We start from the raw sequence: 18,434 nt of genomic DNA on the forward strand, positions 1-18,434 counted from the left end.
TTCCCCCCGGCGGAAAGCCTCTGGCCTTGCGAGGCGAGTTGCGCCTTCATTTCAGCGCGGCATGGCCCTCACATCATGGGCGATTGGCGCGCCATCGGAGGCGCGCCAAGAGGGCGATCCAGTGCCCGAGATTGCCCGCGATTCTCGCCCTCGCGTCAGGCCAGATCGCGCAGCTTCGCCTCGCGATCCCAGTAGCGCTGCTTGGCGGCATCGGGCAGATGCGGAAGATCGGTGACGCCCGCGTCCTTTTCGACACCCGCGCGGTCCAGCAAGGGCTTTGCTCCGGGACTGGTGCCGATCGCCTTGAGATGGGCATAGGCATCCGCGACAAAGCCGACCGCAGCGCTGTCATGGGCGAGCTTTTTCCCAGCCTCTTCGGAAAGCACCAGCGCCACCGCATCAAAGAGCACCGAAGGCGAGCCTGCGAGTTGCGCATCGGCCGTGAGCGTGCCGCCCTTCACCGCGATCGCACCGATCTTGGGCGCGAGCAGTGTTACCCGCCCTTTGGCCGCCGTGATCGATTGCTTGAGATGCTCGATCTCGGCCAAAGCCGAACCTTCGGCAAACAGGATCGCGACATGGCGCCCCTCCAGCGTGACATGCCAGTTTTTCTGGATCGAGAGCGCGTTCGATTGTCCGAGATCGACCGGCGCCTTGAAGGGCGTCACCGCCTCGGGCAGGTCAATCCCAAGGCCAGCTGCCACCCGTTTGGCCAGATCTTCATGCACCACCCGCAGATGCGACAGCACGCGCTGGCGGATATGGGCAAGCGAGACCTTCGACAGCTCAAAGGTGATCGCCGAGGCGATATGGGCCTTTTCGCTCGCGGTCATCGAATTCCAGTAAAGCCGGGGTTGGCTGTAGAAATCACCGAAGCTCTCGGCGCGCTTGCGAAGTTTCTCGCCGTCGACCTCTTCGGGAAGCGTTGCGAAACCCGTGCTGATCGGACGCGGGCCGGGGTTTTCTCCGGCTTCATCGAGGCTGTTTGGCTCGTAATTCGCGCGGCCCTTGAAGCCATGGGTCTGCATCATCCCGTCGCGCTGCATATTCGCGAAGGGGCATTTGGGCGCATTGACGGGGATCTGATGGAAATTCGTCGTCCCGAGCCGGGATTTCTGCGTGTCGAGATAAGAGAACAGCCGCCCCTGCAACAAAGGATCATCCGTGAAATCGATGCCGGGCACGATATTCGACGGCAGGAAGGCGGATTGTTCGGTCTCGGCGAAGAAATTATCCGGATTGCGGTCCAGAACCATGCGACCGATCACGCGCAGGGGCACGATTTCTTCCGGGATGAGCTTGGTCGCATCCAGAATGTCATAGGGCAGCGTATCGGCAAGCATCTGGTCAAAGACCTGCACCGCGAATTCCCATTCGGGATGGTCGCCGCGCTCGATCGCCTCCCACAGATCGCGGCGATGATAATCGTTATCCGCCCCCTGCAGCTTGGCGGATTCGTCCCAAACCAGCGATTGCGTGCCAAGTTTGGGCCGCCAGTGAAACTTGACGAAGCTCTCGCCGCCCTTGGCATTCACCAGTTTGAACGTATGGACGCCAAAGCCCTCCATCATCCGGAGGCTGCGTGGAATCCCGCGATCCGACATGGCCCAGATCAGCGTATGCAAGGTTTCTGGCATCAGCGAGACGAAATCCCAGAAGGTGTCATGGGCAGATGCGGCCTGAGGAAAGGCGCGGTCGGCCTCCATCTTCACCGAATGGATCAGGTCGGGAAACTTGATTGCATCTTGGATGAAAAACACCGGGATATCATTGCCGACCAGATCCCAATTGCCCTCATCAGTGTAAAACTTGACTGCGAAGCCCCGGACATCGCGCGGCGTATCGACCGAGCCCGCGCCACCGGCCACTGTAGAAAACCGCGCGAAGACCGGCGTCTTTTTACCCTTCTTCGCGAAAAGGCTGGCGCGACTGAGCTCTGGGATCGGATCGGTGCATTCGAAATAGCCATGCGCCGCCGAGCCGCGCGCATGTACGATCCGCTCGGGGATGCGCTCATGGTCGAAGTGAAAGATCTTTTCGCGCAGGACAAAATCTTCCAACAGCGTCGGGCCACGCTTGCCCGCCTTGAGACTGTTTTCATTGTCGCTGATCGGTACGCCGAAATTGGTGGTCATCACATCTGTGCCGCGCTTGGCGATCTGCTGGCGTTCGCCGCCCGCGCCAAACTCGGTCGAATATCCTGATTTATCAGCCATCTTCTTGCCTCCCGTCAGGTGGGTTTCGGCAACAATGGACCTAAGGGGCCAAAGCTCCCGTGCCCAAGTAACAGGACCGCGGGGCTATGGGTTCCGAAGCTTCTCTGGCCGCGCGCCCTCTCGATCTGCGTCCGCTGTGCAAATCACGTTCCCCGGATCGGGGGGAGAAGCTTATGAGATTTGCGTGGAATGACGCGCTTCCCGATCGGCCAGCATCTGCTGCGCGAGGGCCAGATCCTGGGCAAATTCGGCCCGCGCCCGCTGCGCCTCGGCGGGCGGCAAGCGCAGGATGAAGCTTGGATGCCATGTGATCAACACCGGACCGCCGTCCTCTGCCGTCTCGATCTTCCCGCGTCGCCCGGCAAGCGGGGCGTGATTGCCGGTCAGTCCGAAAGCCGCGCTTGCCCCCAGCGCAAGGCTCAGGCGCGGGGCCACAAAGCGGCGTTCGAGATCCAGCCACCAACGACAATGCTGGATCTCGCTGCCATTCGGGCTTTGATGCATCCGGCGTTTGCCGCGGGGCGTGAATTTGAAATGCTTGACCGCATTAGTCATCCACAGCCGCGCCGGATCCAGCCCGACCTCGGCCATGACTTGGCGCAAAAGCTGACCGGCGGGGCCGACAAAGGGGCGACCTTCCAGATCCTCGCGGTCGCCGGGAGCCTCGCCCAAAACCATCAGCGCGGCATCTGGATCGCCCTCACCCCAGACCGTTTGGGTTGCGTGCTGACACAGGGTGCAGCGCGAGCAGCTTTGCGCCTGCGCGCGTGCCTCGGCCATCGAGGCGGGCAAGTCCTGCGCCTCAAGGCTGCGCAGCCGGGCGGTGACTTTGGCGGCGAAGGCCGGAGGCGTGCTTGCGCCTGCCTCGGCCATGGCCTGCAACCGGCGCGGCGCATCGGCCAACATCTCAGGGATCAGCGCGGTTTCAGGCAGGTTCTTCCAATACTTCAGCGGCATCTCTGACCGCATCGCCGCAATTTTCACCCGCGCCGGGTTGAAAATATTGGCGAAATAGACCTGCCAAAGCGCGTGGCTCGCGTCTGGGGGAAGATCGGGAGCGGGGCTCGGCCCTTCAAAACGCAGCACACCGTCGAAACGTGCTACGCCCTCGGGCGTGGCAATCAGCCAATCCATATCGGTAAAACGCGCCGAAAAAAACGGGGTCGCGGCCTGCAGGATCGGGTGAGCTGGTTCGAACCATGCCGCAAAAGCGCGGCGCGGCCCCTCAGAGGCCAGCTCGTGAAAACGCAAAAAGGCATGCATCTTGTGGATGTCGCGCCGCACCGCCTTGGCCAAAGCCTGCAGGCGGATCATCAGGGGATCACCGGGATTGGCCCAAAGCCCGCGCTCGCTTTGGCCACGCATCAGGGCAAGGTAAAGCAAGCCCCAGGCCTCGGGGTCGGAATGAGAGCTGACCGTGCGGGCCAGCGTCAGAAAGGCGGGCGTGGCCTGCACAGCACGCGCCCCCGGTTCCGGCCAAGGCGCAGCACCGAACAGATCGGGCGGAGTTGCCTCTGTCGCCCAAAGGATCTGCTCTGGCGCGATCTCGGCACTGGCCAGATGCCGCGCCGCCGCTCGCCAAGCCTCGAACCGATCGAAACGGGGCAGATCGACGCGGATCATCCGAAAAGCGATAGCTGTTTCGGAGGTGGCGCGAACCGCGCCCGTAGCCCTGCGCTGTCGGTCAGCGCGCCGGGATGCCAGTCGGGCAGCGTGACGAAGGCCCGCGCCTTCGACATGATCGCCCCCATGCGCAAGAGATCGCCAAAGCGCAGCGTCGCATGGCGGCGCGCGGCCAGAATCCGGCCCACGGTTTTCGTGCCAAAGCCCGGCACCCGCAACAGCTGCTCTTGGCTGGCGCGCGCGACATCGACGGGAAATTGCGCCCGATTGGCCAAAGCCCAGGCGAGTTTTGGGTCCAGCTCCAGATCAAGATTACCGTCGGGGCGCGCCGCGCCGATCTCATCGGCGTCGAAGCCGTAAAAGCGCATCAGCCAATCGGCCTGATAGAGCCGATGCTCGCGGATCAGCGGCGGTTTGATCAGCGGCAAAGCGGCCGAGGCATCCGGGATCGGGCTGAAGGCCGAATAATAGACCCGCTTGAGATCATAGCCCGAATAGAGATTGGCCGAGCTGCGCAGGATCTCGCGGTCGCTCGTCGCATCTGCCCCGATGATCATCTGCGTCGATTGCCCGGCCGGAGCAAAGCGCGGCGGACGCTTGCCGGTAAAGCTGCGCTCCTGCGTCGCCTCCCGCGAAAGACGGACATTGGCCATGGTCGCGCGAATGGTCTCGGGACGCTTTTCCGGGGCAAGCTGGCGCAGGCTTTTGTCTTGCGGCAACTCGATATTGACCGAGAGGCGATCGGCATGAAGTCCGGCCTCGGCGACCAGTTCGGGCGCGCTGTCGGGAATGGTTTTGAGGTGGATATAGCCTTTGAACCCATGATCGAGCCGCAGGCTGCGCGCAATGCGGACCATATCCGACATGGTCTGATCGGGGCTGCGGATAATGCCCGAGGACAGAAACAGCCCCTCGATCATATTGCGCCGATAGAACTCAAGCGTCAGCGTCACCACCTCATCGGGCGAAAACCGCGCGCGTTCGACATTGCTGCTGACCCGGTTCACGCAATAGGCGCAGTCATAGATGCAGAAATTCGTCATCAAGATCTTCAGCAGGCTGATGCAGCGCCCGTCCGGCGTATAGGCGTGACAGATCCCGCTGCCCCCCGCCGAGCCGATCCCGCCTGATCTTGCGTCGCGTCTGCTGGTCCCGCTGGAGGCGCAAGAGGCATCGTATTTCGCTGCATCCGAGAGGATCGCCAATTTGTGCTGAAGGGATTTCTGTGCCATCCAAACAGTCTATGTTCTCTTTTTGTTCAGCGCAAGTCGGCTCCATGACGGAGGCTGAGCATCACCGATGCCGAGGGCATGTCAAACCCCGGCACCCTATCAATGATCGGCAGTCCGTCACGCGTTACGCTGAAAGGGGCCGCCCAGCTATAAGGTCCAGACCCATTGATTTCAGGCTTTTGGCACGGTTCAGGCTGTGTCAGGAGACGGGAGCAATGAGTAACCTTCTGGCTGACGGACGCTCAGATAGAGCGCCGCAAACCGTTTACCCCAAGAGCCAGGGCAAGCCTCGCGTCGGAGGCCAGCGTGCTTTGAGTGGCATAATCTTCATAAACCGTAATGGCTTGCGCTGCCGTGATGCGCCGGCGGAAGTCGATCCGGCAAAGACCCTCTACAATCGCTGGCAAGGTTGGAGCGACAACGGCGTCTTCGCCCGGCTCATGGTGGCCCCGCCACGGAGCGTCTCGAGCACAAGCGATCATGATCGAGGCGACTACCGGAAGGCACGTCGCACGGCATCAAGTCAGCGGGCGAAAAAGGGAGGGGCGGGAGCGTCAGATCGGACGATCCAAAGGCGGCATGAACACCAAGTTGCACGCGGTTGCCGACTCCAAGGGGCGGCCAATCTGGTTCTATATGTCGGCCGGTCAAGTCAGCGATTACACCGGCGGCGGCACTGCTGAGCAGTCTGCCAAAGGCGGGTTGGCTACTAGCAGACTGAGGGGTAATCCTCCCCATGGTTAAGGGGCTGCATAAGTAGAATTTTCTCGTAGCGTGAGCTGAGGAGATTCGAATGAGAAAGAGCCGTTTCACCGAGCCGCAGATCATGGCCGTGCTTCGTCAGGCCGAGAGCGGCGTGGCCGTGCCTGAACTTTGCCGCGAGCATGGGATCAGCACAGCGAGCTTTTACAAATGGCGCTCGAAGTATGGCGGCATGGACGCGTCCATGATGAGCCAGATGAAGACGCTTGAGGACGAGAACCGGCGGTTGAAGCGCATGTTTGCGGACCTGAGCATGCAGGCCGAACTGCTCAAGGAAGCACTAGGAAAAAAATGACACGGCCAGTTCAACGCCGGGAGCTGGCCGAGAAGGCTGTGGCGACGAAGGGGGTCAGCATCGCGCTGGCCTGCCGGGCCTTTGGCGTGAGCGAGACCTGCTTTCGCTACAGCCCGAAGCGCGATGCCGAGAACGAGTTTATCGCGGACCTGTTGGAAGGGCTGACCAAGGTGCACCGGACCTGGGGCTTTGGGCTATGTTTCCTGCACATGCGCAACGTCCAAGGGCATCCTTGGAACCACAAGCGCGTCCATCGGATCTATTGCGAGTTGGAACTGAACCTGCGGATCAAGCCGCGGCGGCGGATCAAGCGTGACAAGCCTGAAGAGCTTAGCGTCCCTGACGCGCCGAACACGGTCTGGTCAATGGACTTCATGGCTGATCGATTGGCCGATGGCCGTCAATTCCGCCTCTTGAACGTGCTGGACGACTTCAACCGTGAGGGCCTCGGCATTGAGGTCGACTTCTCGCTCCCGGCCGAGCGGGTGGTCCGGTCCCTCAATCAGATCATCGAGTGGCGCGGAAAGCCCCTGGCCATCAGGGTAGACAATGGCCCTGAATACATCAGCTCCACGCTGATGATCTGGGCCGAGAAGCAGGGCATTGCCCACAACCACATCCAGCCTGGGAAACCACAGCAGAACGCCTACGTCGAGCGTTACAACAGGACAGTCCGCAATGAATGGCTGGACCTATACATCTTTGAAACCATCGAGGAGGCGCAGGAGATCGCAACCGACTGGCTATGGACTTACAACAATGAGCGCCCCAACATGGGCATCGGCGGCATCACACCCGCCCAGAAACTGAAGATGGCTGCCTGAAGTCTACTTCTGCACCCCGTTAAAACGGGGAGGATTACCGAGGCTCCGATCCCGATTGGTTCAGAGAAGCATTGAAAGACAAGCGAATAAACGCCCGTATCCCCGACTGAAAGTTCCGCAAGAAGGCCATCAGATACGACAAACGGCGCTAAAAACGGCGCAACCGTATCGAGATTATGTTCGGCCGCCCCAAGGTCTGGCGACGCGCCGCAACACGATACGACCGATGCCCAGAGACCTGCTTCTCCGCGATCATGCGCGCCGCAACCGGCTTGGTCTGGCTATGAAGCGCATTGAACCGGAGCCTATGTCCGATCTAGGACAGCCGCCTCGTGAGAAGATCAACTCAAGTGATCCACTTTCGCGAAACATGGATATAGCAAATCGAACGGCTTCTTGCGGTATATCAAGTGCAATCGCGATGCCTTCTACACCGTGGCCTTGTCGAAGTTTTCTGGCGATCACGCGGATCCTTCGAGCTGGTTCACACCTTAAAGAGGGGTGAACGGGGCAGGTGCGAGCGAAGTGCCTACGGCCCTAGATGCAGAAAACAGCCCCCGCCAATAATCGGTTCTTGATATATGAACGCTCGCTCATCGCGACATGCGATACCCGATCCCGGGCTCGGTCATAATCAAGCTGGGTTTTAAGGCATTGTCGTTCAGCTTCTCGCGAAGATGGCTGATCACGATCCGCAGGTAATGGATGTCCTCGCGATGCGCGGGGCCCCAGACGGTTTCCAGCAGGTCGTGGTGGGTCAAGAGGCGTCCCGCATGGCGCGCCAGCATGGCCAACACGTCGAACTCCTTGCGCGTCAGGACGATATCTTCGCCATTTTGTCGAACCAACCTTTGCGCGAGGTCGATCTCAAGCGATCCGGTCTGAAGTGTCGCGGATGAGGATGCGGCGGGGGCCACGCGCCGCGACAGGGCGCGCAGACGTGCGAAAAGCTCCCCTGTGGCGAAGGGCTTGGTCACATAATCATCGGCTCCGGCGTCAAGCGCGGCGATGATTTCAGCCTCATCAGAGCGCACCGAGAGCACAAGGATCGGCACGGGCGACCATTCCCGGATCGCGACAATGACCTCTTTGCCATCGAGATCGGGCAGGCCGAGATCGACCAGAATGATATCGGCCCCGACCGTCGCGGCCTTGGTAATGCCTTCGCGCCCGCGCGCGGCTTCTTCGATGACGAAATCCGCGCCCTCCAGCACGACGCGCAAAAAGCGCCGGATCGGGGCCTCGTCCTCGATTACCAGAATGCGAATGGCTTCAGGCGCCATGGCTCTCCTCCAGACTGTCCGCCACCGGCAACCAGAGGCGGATGGCCGCGCCTTTGCCCGAAGGCGGCTCGATCGCCTCGACCTTGCCGTCATTGGCTTCGATCATGCCCTTGACGATGGCAAGGCCAATCCCGGTTCCGGCCGGTTGACCATCGCCCTGAATCGCGCGGTGGAACAGCTCGAAGACGCGGGTGCGTTGCTCTTGCGGAATGCCCGGCCCCTCGTCTTCGATCATCAGCGCCACGCCTTTGTCCTCTGGCTGCGCCGTCAACCGGATCGTGCTGCCTTCCGGCGCGTATTTCGTGGCGTTTTCCATCAGATTGATCAGCGATTGCCCGATCAGAACCGGATCGACCATGATCGGAGGCAGATCCTTCGGCAGCGTGATCGCCACTCGAAACGGCGCGAGCGGCGCGGCAAGGTCGCTTTGCGCCCGACCGATCAGCTCGGCGACATCGGTCGGGGCGCGGCGCGCGACCAAAGCGCCATGGCCAAGCCGGGTCATGCTGAGGAGGTTGGCGACATAGCGGTCAAGCCGCTCGGCCTCGGACAGAGCACCGCGCACCAGAGCCGCCGTTGTCTCAGGCGGCAGATCGCCTTGATCGAGCGCGGAAAGCGAGCCGATCACCGTCACAAGCGGCGTGCGCAGATCATGGCTCACGCTATTCAGAAGGGCGGCCCGCAGGATTTCGGTCTGCGAGGCCAGCCGCGCCCGTTCGAGATCGGATTCGATCTTGATCCGCTCGACCGCGACCGCAACCTGATCCTCGACCGCTGACAGCATCCGCCGCGTCTCGGGATCGCGGCCCCGGGTCGCATCGAAAAAGCGCACGCCAATCGCGCCGATCGGCGCCCCCTGCGTCGCCAGCGGCAGAAACATCCAATCCAAAGCCGGCAGCGTATCGGTCCCGGACCCGGCGGGCGTGTTCTTTTGATAGGCCCACAGCGCCGCAGCGAAGATCGGCGGGGCCAGATCCTCTTGGATCGCCGGAAAGCCCTGCACCTGACGCAAATCCCCGCCCTCGTCGGGCATCAGGATCAGGGATTCGCATTCCAGCGAATGCGCGATATGGGCGGCGGCGGCCCAAAGCACATCATCCGTGGTGCTGGCCGAAGCGATCTTGCGGGCGAAATCGTACAGCGTTTCCGTCCGCGCCTGGGTCACCCGCATGAATTCGACCTGCCGTTTCAGCCGCCCGGCCAGACTGCCGGTGAAGAGCGCCGAGACGGTGAAGACCAACAGCGCCACAATCGATTCATGGCTGGCGACGCGCAGGGAATAGTAAGGCGAGGTGAAGAAATAATTATAGGCGAGAAAGCTCATCACGCTGGCAAGAACCGCCCCCGCCGTCCCGCGCCGCATCCCGATCGAGAGCACGCCGACAAGATAGATCACCGCCAGCGAGGCCACCGGCAGGATGCGGTCAAAGGGTGTCGCGATCAGGGTCGAGACCGCCGTGACCGCCAGCGCCTCGGCGCTCAACCTGGGCCAACCGGCAGCCGAGCGGCGCGGTTTCACCTTGGGCGGACTTGGCTCGCCCGAGGGGGACAGGATGGTGACCTCGAGATCCGCCGCCTGTTCCAGAATGCGCTCGGACAGGGGCGTGAAAAAGCGCGCGTGCACGCGGGCGCGCCAGCCTGTCCGGGGCACGCGCCCCAGGATCAGCCGCGAGACCTTCCGACGCCGCGCGCTTGCCAGCAGCTCGTCGACGACATCGGCGTGGTCGGCGCGCAGGATCTGGATCTCTGCGCCCAGACGCTCGGCCAGCGCCAAAGCATCGGTCATGGCTCCGGCCGCGCCGGGGCCTTGCCGCTCGATGTCAGGAGTAATCACCGTCGCCGCGATCCAAGGAATGCGGGCGCGGTCGGTCATCCGGCGGCCCGCCCGGACCAGCGCCTTGGCCGTCGCGGGATCCTCAAGGCAGACCATCAGCCTGTCCTGCGCGCTTGGCCGCCCGCTGCCCCGCGTCAAGGCCAGCATCTCGGCATCGACCCGGCTTGCCGCCGTTCGCAGCGCCAGCTCGCGCAGCGCCGTCAGGTTCGGCTTTGAGAAGAAGTTCAGCAGGGCGCGCCCCGCTTCGGCGGGCATATAGACCTTGCCCTCGCGCATGCGCTTGATCAGATCCTCGGCAGAGAGGTCGATCAGGCGGATCTCGCTTGCGCGTTGCAAGATCGCATCGGGCACGGTTTCCTGAACCCGCACGCCGGTGATCCGGGCCACGACATCGTTCAGGCTTTCAATGTGCTGGATGTTCAGCGTCGTATAGACATCAATCCCGGCATCGAGCACCTCTTCGACATCCTGCCAGCGTTTGGGATGGCGGTCGCCGGGCACGTTGCTATGTGCCAGCTCATCGATCAGCGCGAGCCGGGGCTGGCGCGCCAAAAGGCCGTCGAGATCCATCTCGGAGATCTGGCGGCCGCGATAGGTGACAAGGCGGCGCGGGATCTGGTCCAATTGCGACAGCAGGGCCGCTGTTTCGGCCCTGCCATGCGTTTCCGCCAGCGCAACAATGACATCGCCCCCCGCCCGATGAACGGCGCTTGCCTCTTCCAGCATGGCATAGGTCTTGCCAACACCGGGCGAGGCACCGAGGAAGATCTTGAGACGCCCGCGCCCCCTTTCCGTCCCGGCGGGCTCGCCCGCTTCGATATCGGCGGCGGCCAGAAAGGTCTCGGGATCAGGGCGCGGCGCGTCATGGTTCATGGCGTGAGATTACCCTTTCAGCGCATCCAGCGCGAGATTGGCTTTCAGCACATTGACGATCCTGTCACCGACAAAACCAAAGCCCGCGCCGGTGGTGGCGCCCCGGATTGCGCCGATCACATCGTTTTCGGCGAGATCTCGTGCCGCAGCGATCCGCGGCACTTGCTCCATCGCAGCCCGAAGCGTGATATGGGGATCCAGCCCCGAGCCCGAGGCCGTCGCCATCTCGGACGGCACTGGCAGCGGTCCGAAGGCTTCAGCCCGCGCCTTGACCTCTCCGAGCAGCTCGGCACTCGACGGGCCAAGGTTCGAGCCGCTTGAGGCTTCGGCATTATAGGCGGGCTCGGTCGCCGAGGGGCGGCCGTGCAGATATTTAGCTTCGGTGAACTCTTGACCGATCAGGCTCGAACCGACGATCCGGCCGTCCCTTTCGATCAGGCTGCCCCCGGCCTGTTCGGGAAACAGAACCTGCCCGACGCCCGTCATCGCCAAAGGATAGGCCAGCCCCAAAAGGACCGAGAAGAAGCCGACAAAGACAAGTGCCGGGCGAATTTGCGAGATCATGGGACTACCTCAAGCCAGATGGGCCAGACCGACGAGAATGTCGATCAGCTTGATACCGATGAAGGGCGCGACAAGGCCGCCGAGCCCATAGACAAGCAGGTTGCGCGACAAGAGCTTGGCCGCCGAGGCCGGGCGATAGCGCACCCCTTTCAACGCCAGCGGGATCAGGGCGACGATCACCAAAGCGTTGAAGATGATCGCCGATAGGATCGCCGATTGCGGCGAGCCAAGCCCCATCACGTCAAGGACAGCCAGCCCCGGATAGGCGGTGATGAAAAGCGCGGGCAGGATCGCGAAATATTTCGCGACATCATTGGCGATCGAAAAGGTCGTCAGGGCCCCGCGCGAGATCAGAAGCTGCTTGCCGACCATGACGATCTCGATGAGCTTCGTCGGATCGCTGTCCAGATCGACGAGGTTGCCGGCCTCTTTCGCCGCCGGCGTGCCCGAGTTCATCGCCACGCCGACATCGGCCTGCGCCAAAGCGGGCGCGTCATTCGAGCCGTCGCCGCACATCGCGACCATGCGGCCCTGTGCCTGCTCGGCCCGGATGAGCTCGAGCTTGCGTTCCGGAGTCGCTTCGGCAAGGAAATCGTCAACCCCGGCCTCGGCGGCGATACTGGCGGCGGTCAGAGGGTTGTCGCCGGTGATCATCACCGTGCGGATGCCCATATGGCGCAATTCGGCGAAACGTTCGCGAATGCCCGGCTTGACCACATCCTTGAGATGGATCACGCCCAAGATCCGGCCATCCCGCGCCACCACCAGAGGCGTGCCGCCCGAGGTGGCGATGCGGCGCACCAAGGGCTCGGCCCGCGTCGCGCCGCCGTCGGGATAGGCCCGCGCCATGGCATCCGAAGCGCCCTTGCGGATCCGCGAGCCATTCGCGAGATCGACCCCCGACATCCGGGTCTGCGCGGTGAAGGGCACGAATTCGGCGCCTTGCCGCAGCACGCCCTCGTCAAAGCTGTGGCGTTTCACGGCCAGATCGACGATCGACTTGCCCTCGGGCGTGTCATCGGCCAGCGACGACAGCCAGGCCGCCTCGGCCAGATCGGCCTCGGTCACGCCGGGGACAGGCTGGAACTCTTCGGCCATGCGGTTGCCGAAGGTGATCGTCCCGGTCTTGTCCAGAAGCAGCACGTCGATATCGCCCGCAGCCTCGACCGCGCGGCCCGATTTGGCGATGACATTGGCCTTGACCAGACGGTCCATGCCCGCGATGCCGATGGCCGACAAAAGCCCGCCAATCGTCGTCGGGATCAGGGTGACGAACAGCGCGGCGAGATAGATCATCGGGATCTCTGCCCCGGCAAAGCCCGCAAAGACCGGCAGCGTCGCCACGACCAACAGAAAGACCAGCGACAGGCCCGCAAGCAGGATGTCGAGCGCGATCTCGTTCGGCGTCTTGGCGCGTTTGGCGCCCTCGACCAAAGCGATCATGCGGTCAAGGAAGGTCTCGCCGGGCTTTGCGGTCACCTTGACCACCAGCCAGTCCGACACCAGCCGCGTGCCCCCGGTGAGCGACGAGCGATCCCCGCCGCTTTCGCGGATCACCGGGGCGGATTCGCCCGTGATCGCGCTTTCATCGACCGAGGCCACGCCGGTGATCACCTCGCCATCGGTGGGCACGATATCGCCCGCCTCGACAAGAATATGCGTGCCCGGCTCGATCAGATCGATGTCCTGCATCTCGAAAAGGTCGCGCCTTGCCGGGTCAAGCAAGACCTTGGCCTTCGCGGTCGAGCGGGTGGCGCGGAACGCATCCGCGCGCGCCTTGCCGCGCCCTTCGGCGACGGCTTCGGCGAAATTGGCGAAAAGCACCGTCGCCCAAAGCCAAAGCGAGATTTGCAGGGACAAAAACGTCCCGGCCTGTCCCCATTTCGCCAAGGCAAGCACGGTCGTGACCAAAGCCACGAGCCCGGTCGCAAAGATCACCGGATTGCGCGCGAGGCTGCGTGGATCGAGCTTGCGGAAAGAGGCTACAATCGCCGGGCGGATGATCTCCGGGGCAAAGAGTCCGATTTCGGATTTTTCATGTTTCGACATAGCTTTACCCTTAGAAGGTCTGACCGGCCGAGATCGCGACTTGTTCAGCGATCGGGCCAAGAGCCAGCACGGGCAGGAAGGTCAGCGCGCCGACGATCAGGATCGTCGCGATGAGAAGAAGGATGAAGACGCGGCCATGGGTGGGGAAAGTCCCCGCCGTTTCCGGCGCGCGCGTTTTGGCGGCCATGCCCCCGGCAATCGCCAGAACCGGCACGATATAGCCCCAGCGCCCGATCAGCATCGCAAGGCCGATCATGGTATTGTGCCAGACCGTATTCGCGCCAAAGCCCGCAAAGGCCGAACCATTGTTGGCCGTGCCCGAGGTATAGGCATAGACCAGCTCGGTCAGCGCATGGGGGCCTGCATCCTGCACGGCGGTTTGCGCATTCCCGGTCAGGATCGAGAGCGCCGAGAGGATCAGAACGCCCGTCGGCATGACGAGCAGGCTCAAGGCGGCAAGCTTCATCTCGCGCGCCTCGATCTTCTTGCCCAGCCATTCCGGCGTGCGCCCGACCATCAGCCCGGCGATAAAGACCGTCAGCACGATATAGAGCACCATGCCGTAGAACCCGGCTCCAACGCCGCCATAGATGATCTCGCCCAGAAGCATGTTGAAAAGCGGGATCATGCCGCCAAGCGCCATCAGGCTGTCATGCATCGCATTGACTGCCCCGCAAGAGGCCACCGTCGTCGCCACCGTGAAAAGCACCGTCTGCGCAAGGCCGAAGCGGGTTTCCTTGCCCTCCATCGAGACGCCCGGCTCGGTAATCCCGGCATAAAGCGGGTTGCCATGGGCTTCGAAGAAATAGGCGGCAAGCAGAACCGCGACGAAGAGCAGGCTCATCGCGAGATAGATCGCGATCCCTTGGCGCCTGTCCCCGGCCATGCGCCCGAAGAAGAAGGGGAAGGCCGCCGGAATGCACAGGATCGCGTAGATCTGCACGAGGTTGGTCAGCGCAGTCGCGTTCTCATAGGGATGCGCGGCGTTCACGCCAAAGAAGCCACCGCCATTGGTGCCAAGCATCTTGATCGCGTCCTGGCTTGCGACCGGGCCTTGAGAAATGATCTGCCGCGCGCCCTCAAGCGTCGTCGCGGTGACATGTCCCAGCAGGTTCTGCGGTTGGCCCTGCCAGATCAGCACCAGCGTGATCAGCACCGCGCCGGGCAGCAGCAGATAGAGCGTGGCCCGGGTCAGATCGACCCAGAAGTTGCCGAGATCCTGCACCGAGCGCCCGACCAGCCCGCGCACCACCGCGACCGCGACCGCAATCCCGCTCGCGGCGGAAACGAAGTTCTGGACGGTGAGGCCGAACATCTGGCTGAAATTGCTCAGCGCGGTTTCGCCGCTGTAGCTTTGCCAGTTGGTGTTGGTCATAAAGCTGACGGCAGTGTTGAAGGCCTGCGAGGCCTCCATCGCGCCGACGCCCTGCGGGTTGAAGGGCAACCAGCCCTGAAGCCGCAAGACCAGGTAAAGCAGCGCAAAGCCCGCTGCGTTGAATGCCAAAAGGCTCATGGCAAAGCTGGTCCAGCGTTGCCCCCGTCCCGAGACCCCGGCCAGTTGCAGCAAACGCCGCTCTACCGGGTTGAACAGCATGAAACGGCCGGTAAAGACGCGTTCCATATAGGCGCCAAGGCCGAGGCCGACCACCGTCAGCCCGGCCAGAAACAGCGCGAAAAAGATCAGATCACCCGTCATGTCAGAACCTCTCGGGCGCCAGCAGCGCAACGAGGAAATAGACGAGAAGGACAAGGATCAGCGCCCCGCCCAGAACATATTCCAGCGTCATGACAGCCCCTCACAACCGATCCGCCGCCCGGACCGCCAAGGCGGTCAGAGCGAAGACCAAAAGGCCTCCGGCGAGGAAAAGAATATCGGAAAGCACGGCTTTCTCCCTAGATATTTCAGAAGGAAAGGATGCGCCCAAGCCGCATAAAGGCGCGATGCGGATTTCAGCGAAAGCCATAAAGCCAGCGTAAAGTTTGCGATGAGATCGCCGCAGCCTGACCACTGGGCGATCGCCCCATGCACTGTGCGGTGATTTGGTGATAAGGGCGGAGTTGCCATTGGCTGTGCCACTGGTTCGAGCAATCACTGGCGACGGCCCGGAACGCGTCAGCTCACCCCTGATGGTTTGGGCCGAGACGCAGGGCATGGCCCTCTGCCACATCCAACCCGGAAAGCTACAGCAGAACCATCTCGGCCCCTGCATCTTTCAAGCCATTGAGACGGCGCAGAAAATCGCAATCAACTGACTATGGACTTCCAATAACAGCCGCGCCTGCGCGCAGTCTGTCGCCATTGGATCGAGATCACTGGGCGCCAATTGACAAGGCCCCACATCTGCGAGGCCTTGCCGTATCTCTTATCGGTGGAGAGAGCGCTTCGATCAGGCGTCGGCCAACAGGGGGCGTTGTTTGACGACGTGACGGACCGCGAGTTTACGGGCCAAGCGCCCTGGCGCCAGCGGACGGACCGGAACGGGGCCATCCGACATCGCGGCCAACTCGGGGAAGAGCGCCAGAATCTCGTCACGTGCTGCGGGGCCTACCGATTTCAACGCCTCTGGGCCGGTGAAAAGCGACTCGGTCTCGGCCCCGTTCGAGAGGACAATCTGGTGCTTGTCGAACAGGAAATGGACATAGGTGACGCCATCTAGATCTTCGGCGATATCAATGCCTGGGATCTGCAGCAATTGCTTCGCAGCGACGAGAATTTCCTCGGCGCCGAAGGTGCGTTTTGCGATGGCCGAGCGCACCAGAATGCGGTGTTGCGGCGAGACGACCAGATCCTCTGCAGGTACATTCGTGCCCAAAGCGCCTGCCTTGATGCGGATCGGACGCAACTCGGGCGATGCTGCCAACTCTTCCGCCGAAACCTTATTCAAACCAACCCAACGCAGCTCTTGCAGGCCCTCGTCGCGGGTCATGACCAGATCCCCGACGGCGAGCGTTTCAACAGCCACCGGTCCCCAGACAGATTCGATCATCGTGCCCGCCGCAAAGCAGGCGATTTGCGTCGTTCCGACAATGGTGGAATCGTGATAGATCAGACCGTCGCCGGTGCCGTTGTTGGAGATCAGACTGTCGACCCGGATGCCCTGAATGATGTTCAGGTCGTCCAGCAAGGTGCGGGAGCCCACAACCCCGCCGTTAACTTCCTTGGAGGGATAGAGATAGGCATCACCATTGTCCATCTGGATCATATGGATATTGCCCGTCTTCGTTCCAATATTGCCTAGCGCATCCTTATAAGTGACGGTGATCCTGACAACGATCACGGAATCGATGCGGACAATATGCCCTGTCGTGCTGTTCTTCGGATCAGTAATATAATCCTGTGCGATGACCCCGGCGTTAGGGTAGTCGTTTGTCGCAAAATAATCATTGTTATCATAGTTGTGGTAAGTGATCGGCCGCACCTCAAGGCCATCATTATCCGTGAAGGTCTTACCCGAAACAGAGTTGACCCAAGTTTGCGCATTCTCTGCAATATAATTACCCGATGCGGTTGTCGGCGTTGTATCCCACCGCGAAAAATTTCCCATATACAGAAGTTTTGCACCTGTCGGAGGAAGTCCACCAGTGGTCGCGGCGACTTTGATTATCTCTCAGCTGTTTGAAGAATGGCAGGATTTCCCTGAATTAATATTCGCGATAGTCTTGAGCATATGTAGTATAATCACTGATACTAAATTGAATAATGAAATGAAGTGCTAGATCGACAAGAGAGCTTTTCCTGGACTACGGTGTTTAGTTGATCCGACTGTCGGTGTGCCCGTCGTCAGAACATTTGGCGCCGATCGGGGTCTCGACGTCGTCGGGCGGAAGGTCGTGTTCCAGCAGGATTCGGTTTTTCAGGGTCTGATGCCAGCGCTCGATCTTGCCTTGGGTCTGCGGGTGACACGGGGCGCCGCGCAGATGGCTCATTTTGTTGGCCTTGACGTGTTCGGAGAGTTCGCCTGAGACGTAACTCGGGCCGTTATCGCTGAGCAGCCGAGGCCTTGAGGGCGAGGTTCAGCGTGTCGATAACGTCCTCGGCACGCATAGTGGTGCAGAGTTTCCACGCGATGATGTCGTGCGAGAAGTCACCGAGGACCTCGACAGGTCCATCCAACCCCAACCGATGATTTTGAATTAGGTAAAATCGGTTTGCCTTGCGGACAAATCAGCGATGCTGTCGTCACCGCGCAGGCGTTCAAGTACGATGCGGATCTAGTCCTCGGCCAAGAACTGGCCCCGCGTCTGCCGCCGGATGCCCTTCAGCACCCGCCCGGCGGGGCCTTCGCGAGAGCGATCCATGTCGCGCTCCATACGTTCATAACCACTGGCCCACCCGAAACTCGCCGGCTCTAGTTTTACCGCACGCGGATCGGCAGATCAGGCAAGTGCAGCTCACAGGGCTGGCCCTCGACCTCGATATAGGGAAACGCGGCCAGCCGCAGCAGGAAGTCGCCGCGCTCGATCTTTTGCGGATCGGTGATCGTGGTAAAGGCCGGATAGACCAGCGTCGAGGTGTAGACGTCGCCCACGGCCTCAAAACGCATCTTCACCTTGGAGGCTTTTCCGGCATGGCGGGGGTCGATCTGCTCGGCCGAGATATCGACCCACCGGCCACCGGACTGCTTGAACAGCCGCGCGAAACCGGCAAGCGGTTTGGGTTCGGTGAAGGCAAAGCGGCGGTCTGCCGGTGGCTGGGTGTTGGTCACCATCATCACCAGCCGGTCCCGATCGAAATCGACCGGGTCTTCGTCCCGCATATGGGCAAGATCCGATTGCGGGGAATACCACAGCGCAAAGGTGACCCCGTTGCAGCGTGTCTCATAGGCCTTGGTCAGCCCCTTGATCATGGCTTTGTCTCCGGACTGGCTTTGTCCCATTG

At 61.8% G+C, this 18,434-nt stretch carries 12 protein-coding genes and 3 pseudogenes; 3 read left to right on the forward strand and 12 right to left on the reverse strand.

Annotated elements, in window-relative coordinates; all coding sequences use genetic code 11:
* Positions 1 to 155: 155 nt before the first annotated feature.
* The 3 genes from JCM7686_RS19835 to JCM7686_RS19845 all read right to left on the reverse strand — a co-directional run bounded on the left by JCM7686_RS19835 (position 156) and on the right by JCM7686_RS19845 (position 5,071).
* Positions 156 to 2,216, reverse strand: a complete 2,061-nt coding sequence (locus JCM7686_RS19835) for a catalase (RefSeq protein WP_020952502.1) — start codon at positions 2,214 to 2,216, stop codon at positions 156 to 158.
* A gap of 171 nt (positions 2,217 to 2,387) precedes the next feature.
* On the reverse strand, positions 2,388 to 3,839 hold the full coding sequence (locus JCM7686_RS19840) for a UdgX family uracil-DNA binding protein (RefSeq protein WP_020952503.1): 1,452 nt from the start codon (positions 3,837 to 3,839) through the stop codon (positions 2,388 to 2,390).
* Positions 3,836 to 5,071 carry a putative DNA modification/repair radical SAM protein gene (locus tag JCM7686_RS19845; RefSeq protein ID WP_020952504.1) on the reverse strand — a complete coding sequence of 412 codons (1,236 nt, stop codon included), beginning with the start codon at positions 5,069 to 5,071 and terminating at the stop codon, positions 3,836 to 3,838. Before JCM7686_RS19845 ends, JCM7686_RS19840 begins: the two co-directional genes overlap by 4 nt.
* A 231-nt stretch (positions 5,072 to 5,302) precedes the next feature.
* On the opposite strand from JCM7686_RS19845, the pseudogene JCM7686_RS24140 reads away from it, so the two are divergent.
* The 3 genes and pseudogenes from JCM7686_RS24140 to JCM7686_RS24145 form a co-directional block, all read left to right on the forward strand.
* Positions 5,303 to 5,789: pseudogene (locus JCM7686_RS24140) on the forward strand (IS5 family transposase); the annotation flags it as partial.
* A gap of 75 nt (positions 5,790 to 5,864) precedes the next feature.
* Positions 5,865 to 6,952 (forward strand): IS3 family transposase gene (locus tag JCM7686_RS19855; RefSeq protein ID WP_148292561.1). Its coding sequence is split into 2 segments (ribosomal slippage): positions 5,865 to 6,126 and positions 6,126 to 6,952, totalling 1,089 coding nucleotides; the frame shifts between segments, so codons are not numbered across the junction.
* A gap of 38 nt (positions 6,953 to 6,990) precedes the next feature.
* Positions 6,991 to 7,239, forward strand: a pseudogene (locus JCM7686_RS24145) (IS5/IS1182 family transposase); the annotation flags it as partial.
* 306 nt (positions 7,240 to 7,545) lie between these two features.
* On the opposite strand, the gene JCM7686_RS19860 reads toward JCM7686_RS24145, so the two are convergent.
* From JCM7686_RS19860 to JCM7686_RS19900, 9 genes and pseudogenes are all read right to left on the reverse strand, one after another.
* The gene (locus JCM7686_RS19860; protein ID WP_020952506.1) at positions 7,546 to 8,235 is read right to left on the reverse strand and encodes a response regulator; all 690 of its coding nucleotides are present in this window, start codon (positions 8,233 to 8,235) and stop codon (positions 7,546 to 7,548) included.
* Positions 8,225 to 10,942 (reverse strand): sensor histidine kinase, encoded by a 2,718-nt coding sequence (locus tag JCM7686_RS19865; RefSeq protein WP_020952507.1) that lies wholly within the window; start codon positions 10,940 to 10,942, stop codon positions 8,225 to 8,227. The genes JCM7686_RS19860 and JCM7686_RS19865 overlap by 11 nt, the downstream gene beginning before the upstream one ends.
* 9 nt (positions 10,943 to 10,951) lie before the next feature.
* Positions 10,952 to 11,506, reverse strand: coding sequence for a potassium-transporting ATPase subunit KdpC (kdpC, locus tag JCM7686_RS19870; RefSeq protein ID WP_020952508.1), 555 nt, complete (start codon positions 11,504 to 11,506; stop codon positions 10,952 to 10,954).
* Positions 11,507 to 11,515: 9 nt separating this feature from the next.
* Positions 11,516 to 13,555, reverse strand: a complete 2,040-nt coding sequence (kdpB, locus tag JCM7686_RS19875) for a potassium-transporting ATPase subunit KdpB (protein WP_020952509.1) — start codon at positions 13,553 to 13,555, stop codon at positions 11,516 to 11,518.
* Between the two features lie 10 nt (positions 13,556 to 13,565).
* Complete coding sequence (gene kdpA / locus JCM7686_RS19880; protein WP_020952510.1) at positions 13,566 to 15,251, reverse strand: potassium-transporting ATPase subunit KdpA; 1,686 nt, start codon at positions 15,249 to 15,251, stop codon at positions 13,566 to 13,568.
* A 1-nt stretch (position 15,252) separates the two neighbouring features.
* Positions 15,253 to 15,342 (reverse strand): potassium-transporting ATPase subunit F, encoded by a 90-nt coding sequence (locus JCM7686_RS19885; RefSeq protein WP_041528169.1) that lies wholly within the window; start codon positions 15,340 to 15,342, stop codon positions 15,253 to 15,255.
* 600 nt (positions 15,343 to 15,942) lie between these two features.
* A complete protein-coding gene (locus JCM7686_RS24150) occupies positions 15,943 to 17,100 on the reverse strand; it encodes a Hint domain-containing protein (RefSeq protein ID WP_020952512.1) in 1,158 nt (385 codons plus the stop codon).
* A gap of 247 nt (positions 17,101 to 17,347) precedes the next feature.
* Positions 17,348 to 17,737, reverse strand: a pseudogene (locus JCM7686_RS19895) (DDE-type integrase/transposase/recombinase); the annotation flags it as partial.
* A 173-nt stretch (positions 17,738 to 17,910) separates the two neighbouring features.
* Positions 17,911 to 18,402 carry a hypothetical protein gene (locus JCM7686_RS19900; RefSeq protein WP_148292693.1) on the reverse strand — a complete coding sequence of 164 codons (492 nt, stop codon included), beginning with the start codon at positions 18,400 to 18,402 and terminating at the stop codon, positions 17,911 to 17,913.
* Positions 18,403 to 18,434 lie beyond the last annotated feature (32 nt).

The sequence above is a fragment of the Paracoccus aminophilus JCM 7686 genome (genome assembly GCF_000444995.1).
Classification (GTDB): domain Bacteria; phylum Pseudomonadota; class Alphaproteobacteria; order Rhodobacterales; family Rhodobacteraceae; genus Paracoccus; species Paracoccus aminophilus.

Excerpts from the sequence above, each read along its gene's own strand:
- JCM7686_RS19885 (WP_041528169.1), bottom strand. The coding sequence starts at position 15,342 with ATGACGCTGGAATATGTTCTGGGCGGGGCGCTGATCCTTGTCCTTCTC.
- JCM7686_RS19835 (WP_020952502.1), bottom strand. The coding sequence starts at position 2,216 with ATGGCTGATAAATCAGGATATTCGACCGAGTTTGGCGCGGGCGGCGAA.
- JCM7686_RS19845 (WP_020952504.1), bottom strand. The coding sequence starts at position 5,071 with ATGGCACAGAAATCCCTTCAGCACAAATTGGCGATCCTCTCGGATGCA.
- JCM7686_RS19900 (WP_148292693.1), bottom strand. The coding sequence starts at position 18,402 with ATGATCAAGGGGCTGACCAAGGCCTATGAGACACGCTGCAACGGGGTC.
- JCM7686_RS19865 (WP_020952507.1), bottom strand. The coding sequence starts at position 10,942 with ATGAACCATGACGCGCCGCGCCCTGATCCCGAGACCTTTCTGGCCGCC.
- kdpC (WP_020952508.1), bottom strand. The coding sequence starts at position 11,506 with ATGATCTCGCAAATTCGCCCGGCACTTGTCTTTGTCGGCTTCTTCTCG.
- JCM7686_RS24150 (WP_020952512.1), bottom strand. The coding sequence starts at position 17,100 with ATGGGAAATTTTTCGCGGTGGGATACAACGCCGACAACCGCATCGGGT.
- kdpA (WP_020952510.1), bottom strand. The coding sequence starts at position 15,251 with ATGACGGGTGATCTGATCTTTTTCGCGCTGTTTCTGGCCGGGCTGACG.
- JCM7686_RS19840 (WP_020952503.1), bottom strand. The coding sequence starts at position 3,839 with ATGATCCGCGTCGATCTGCCCCGTTTCGATCGGTTCGAGGCTTGGCGA.
- kdpB (WP_020952509.1), bottom strand. The coding sequence starts at position 13,555 with ATGTCGAAACATGAAAAATCCGAAATCGGACTCTTTGCCCCGGAGATC.
- JCM7686_RS19860 (WP_020952506.1), bottom strand. The coding sequence starts at position 8,235 with ATGGCGCCTGAAGCCATTCGCATTCTGGTAATCGAGGACGAGGCCCCG.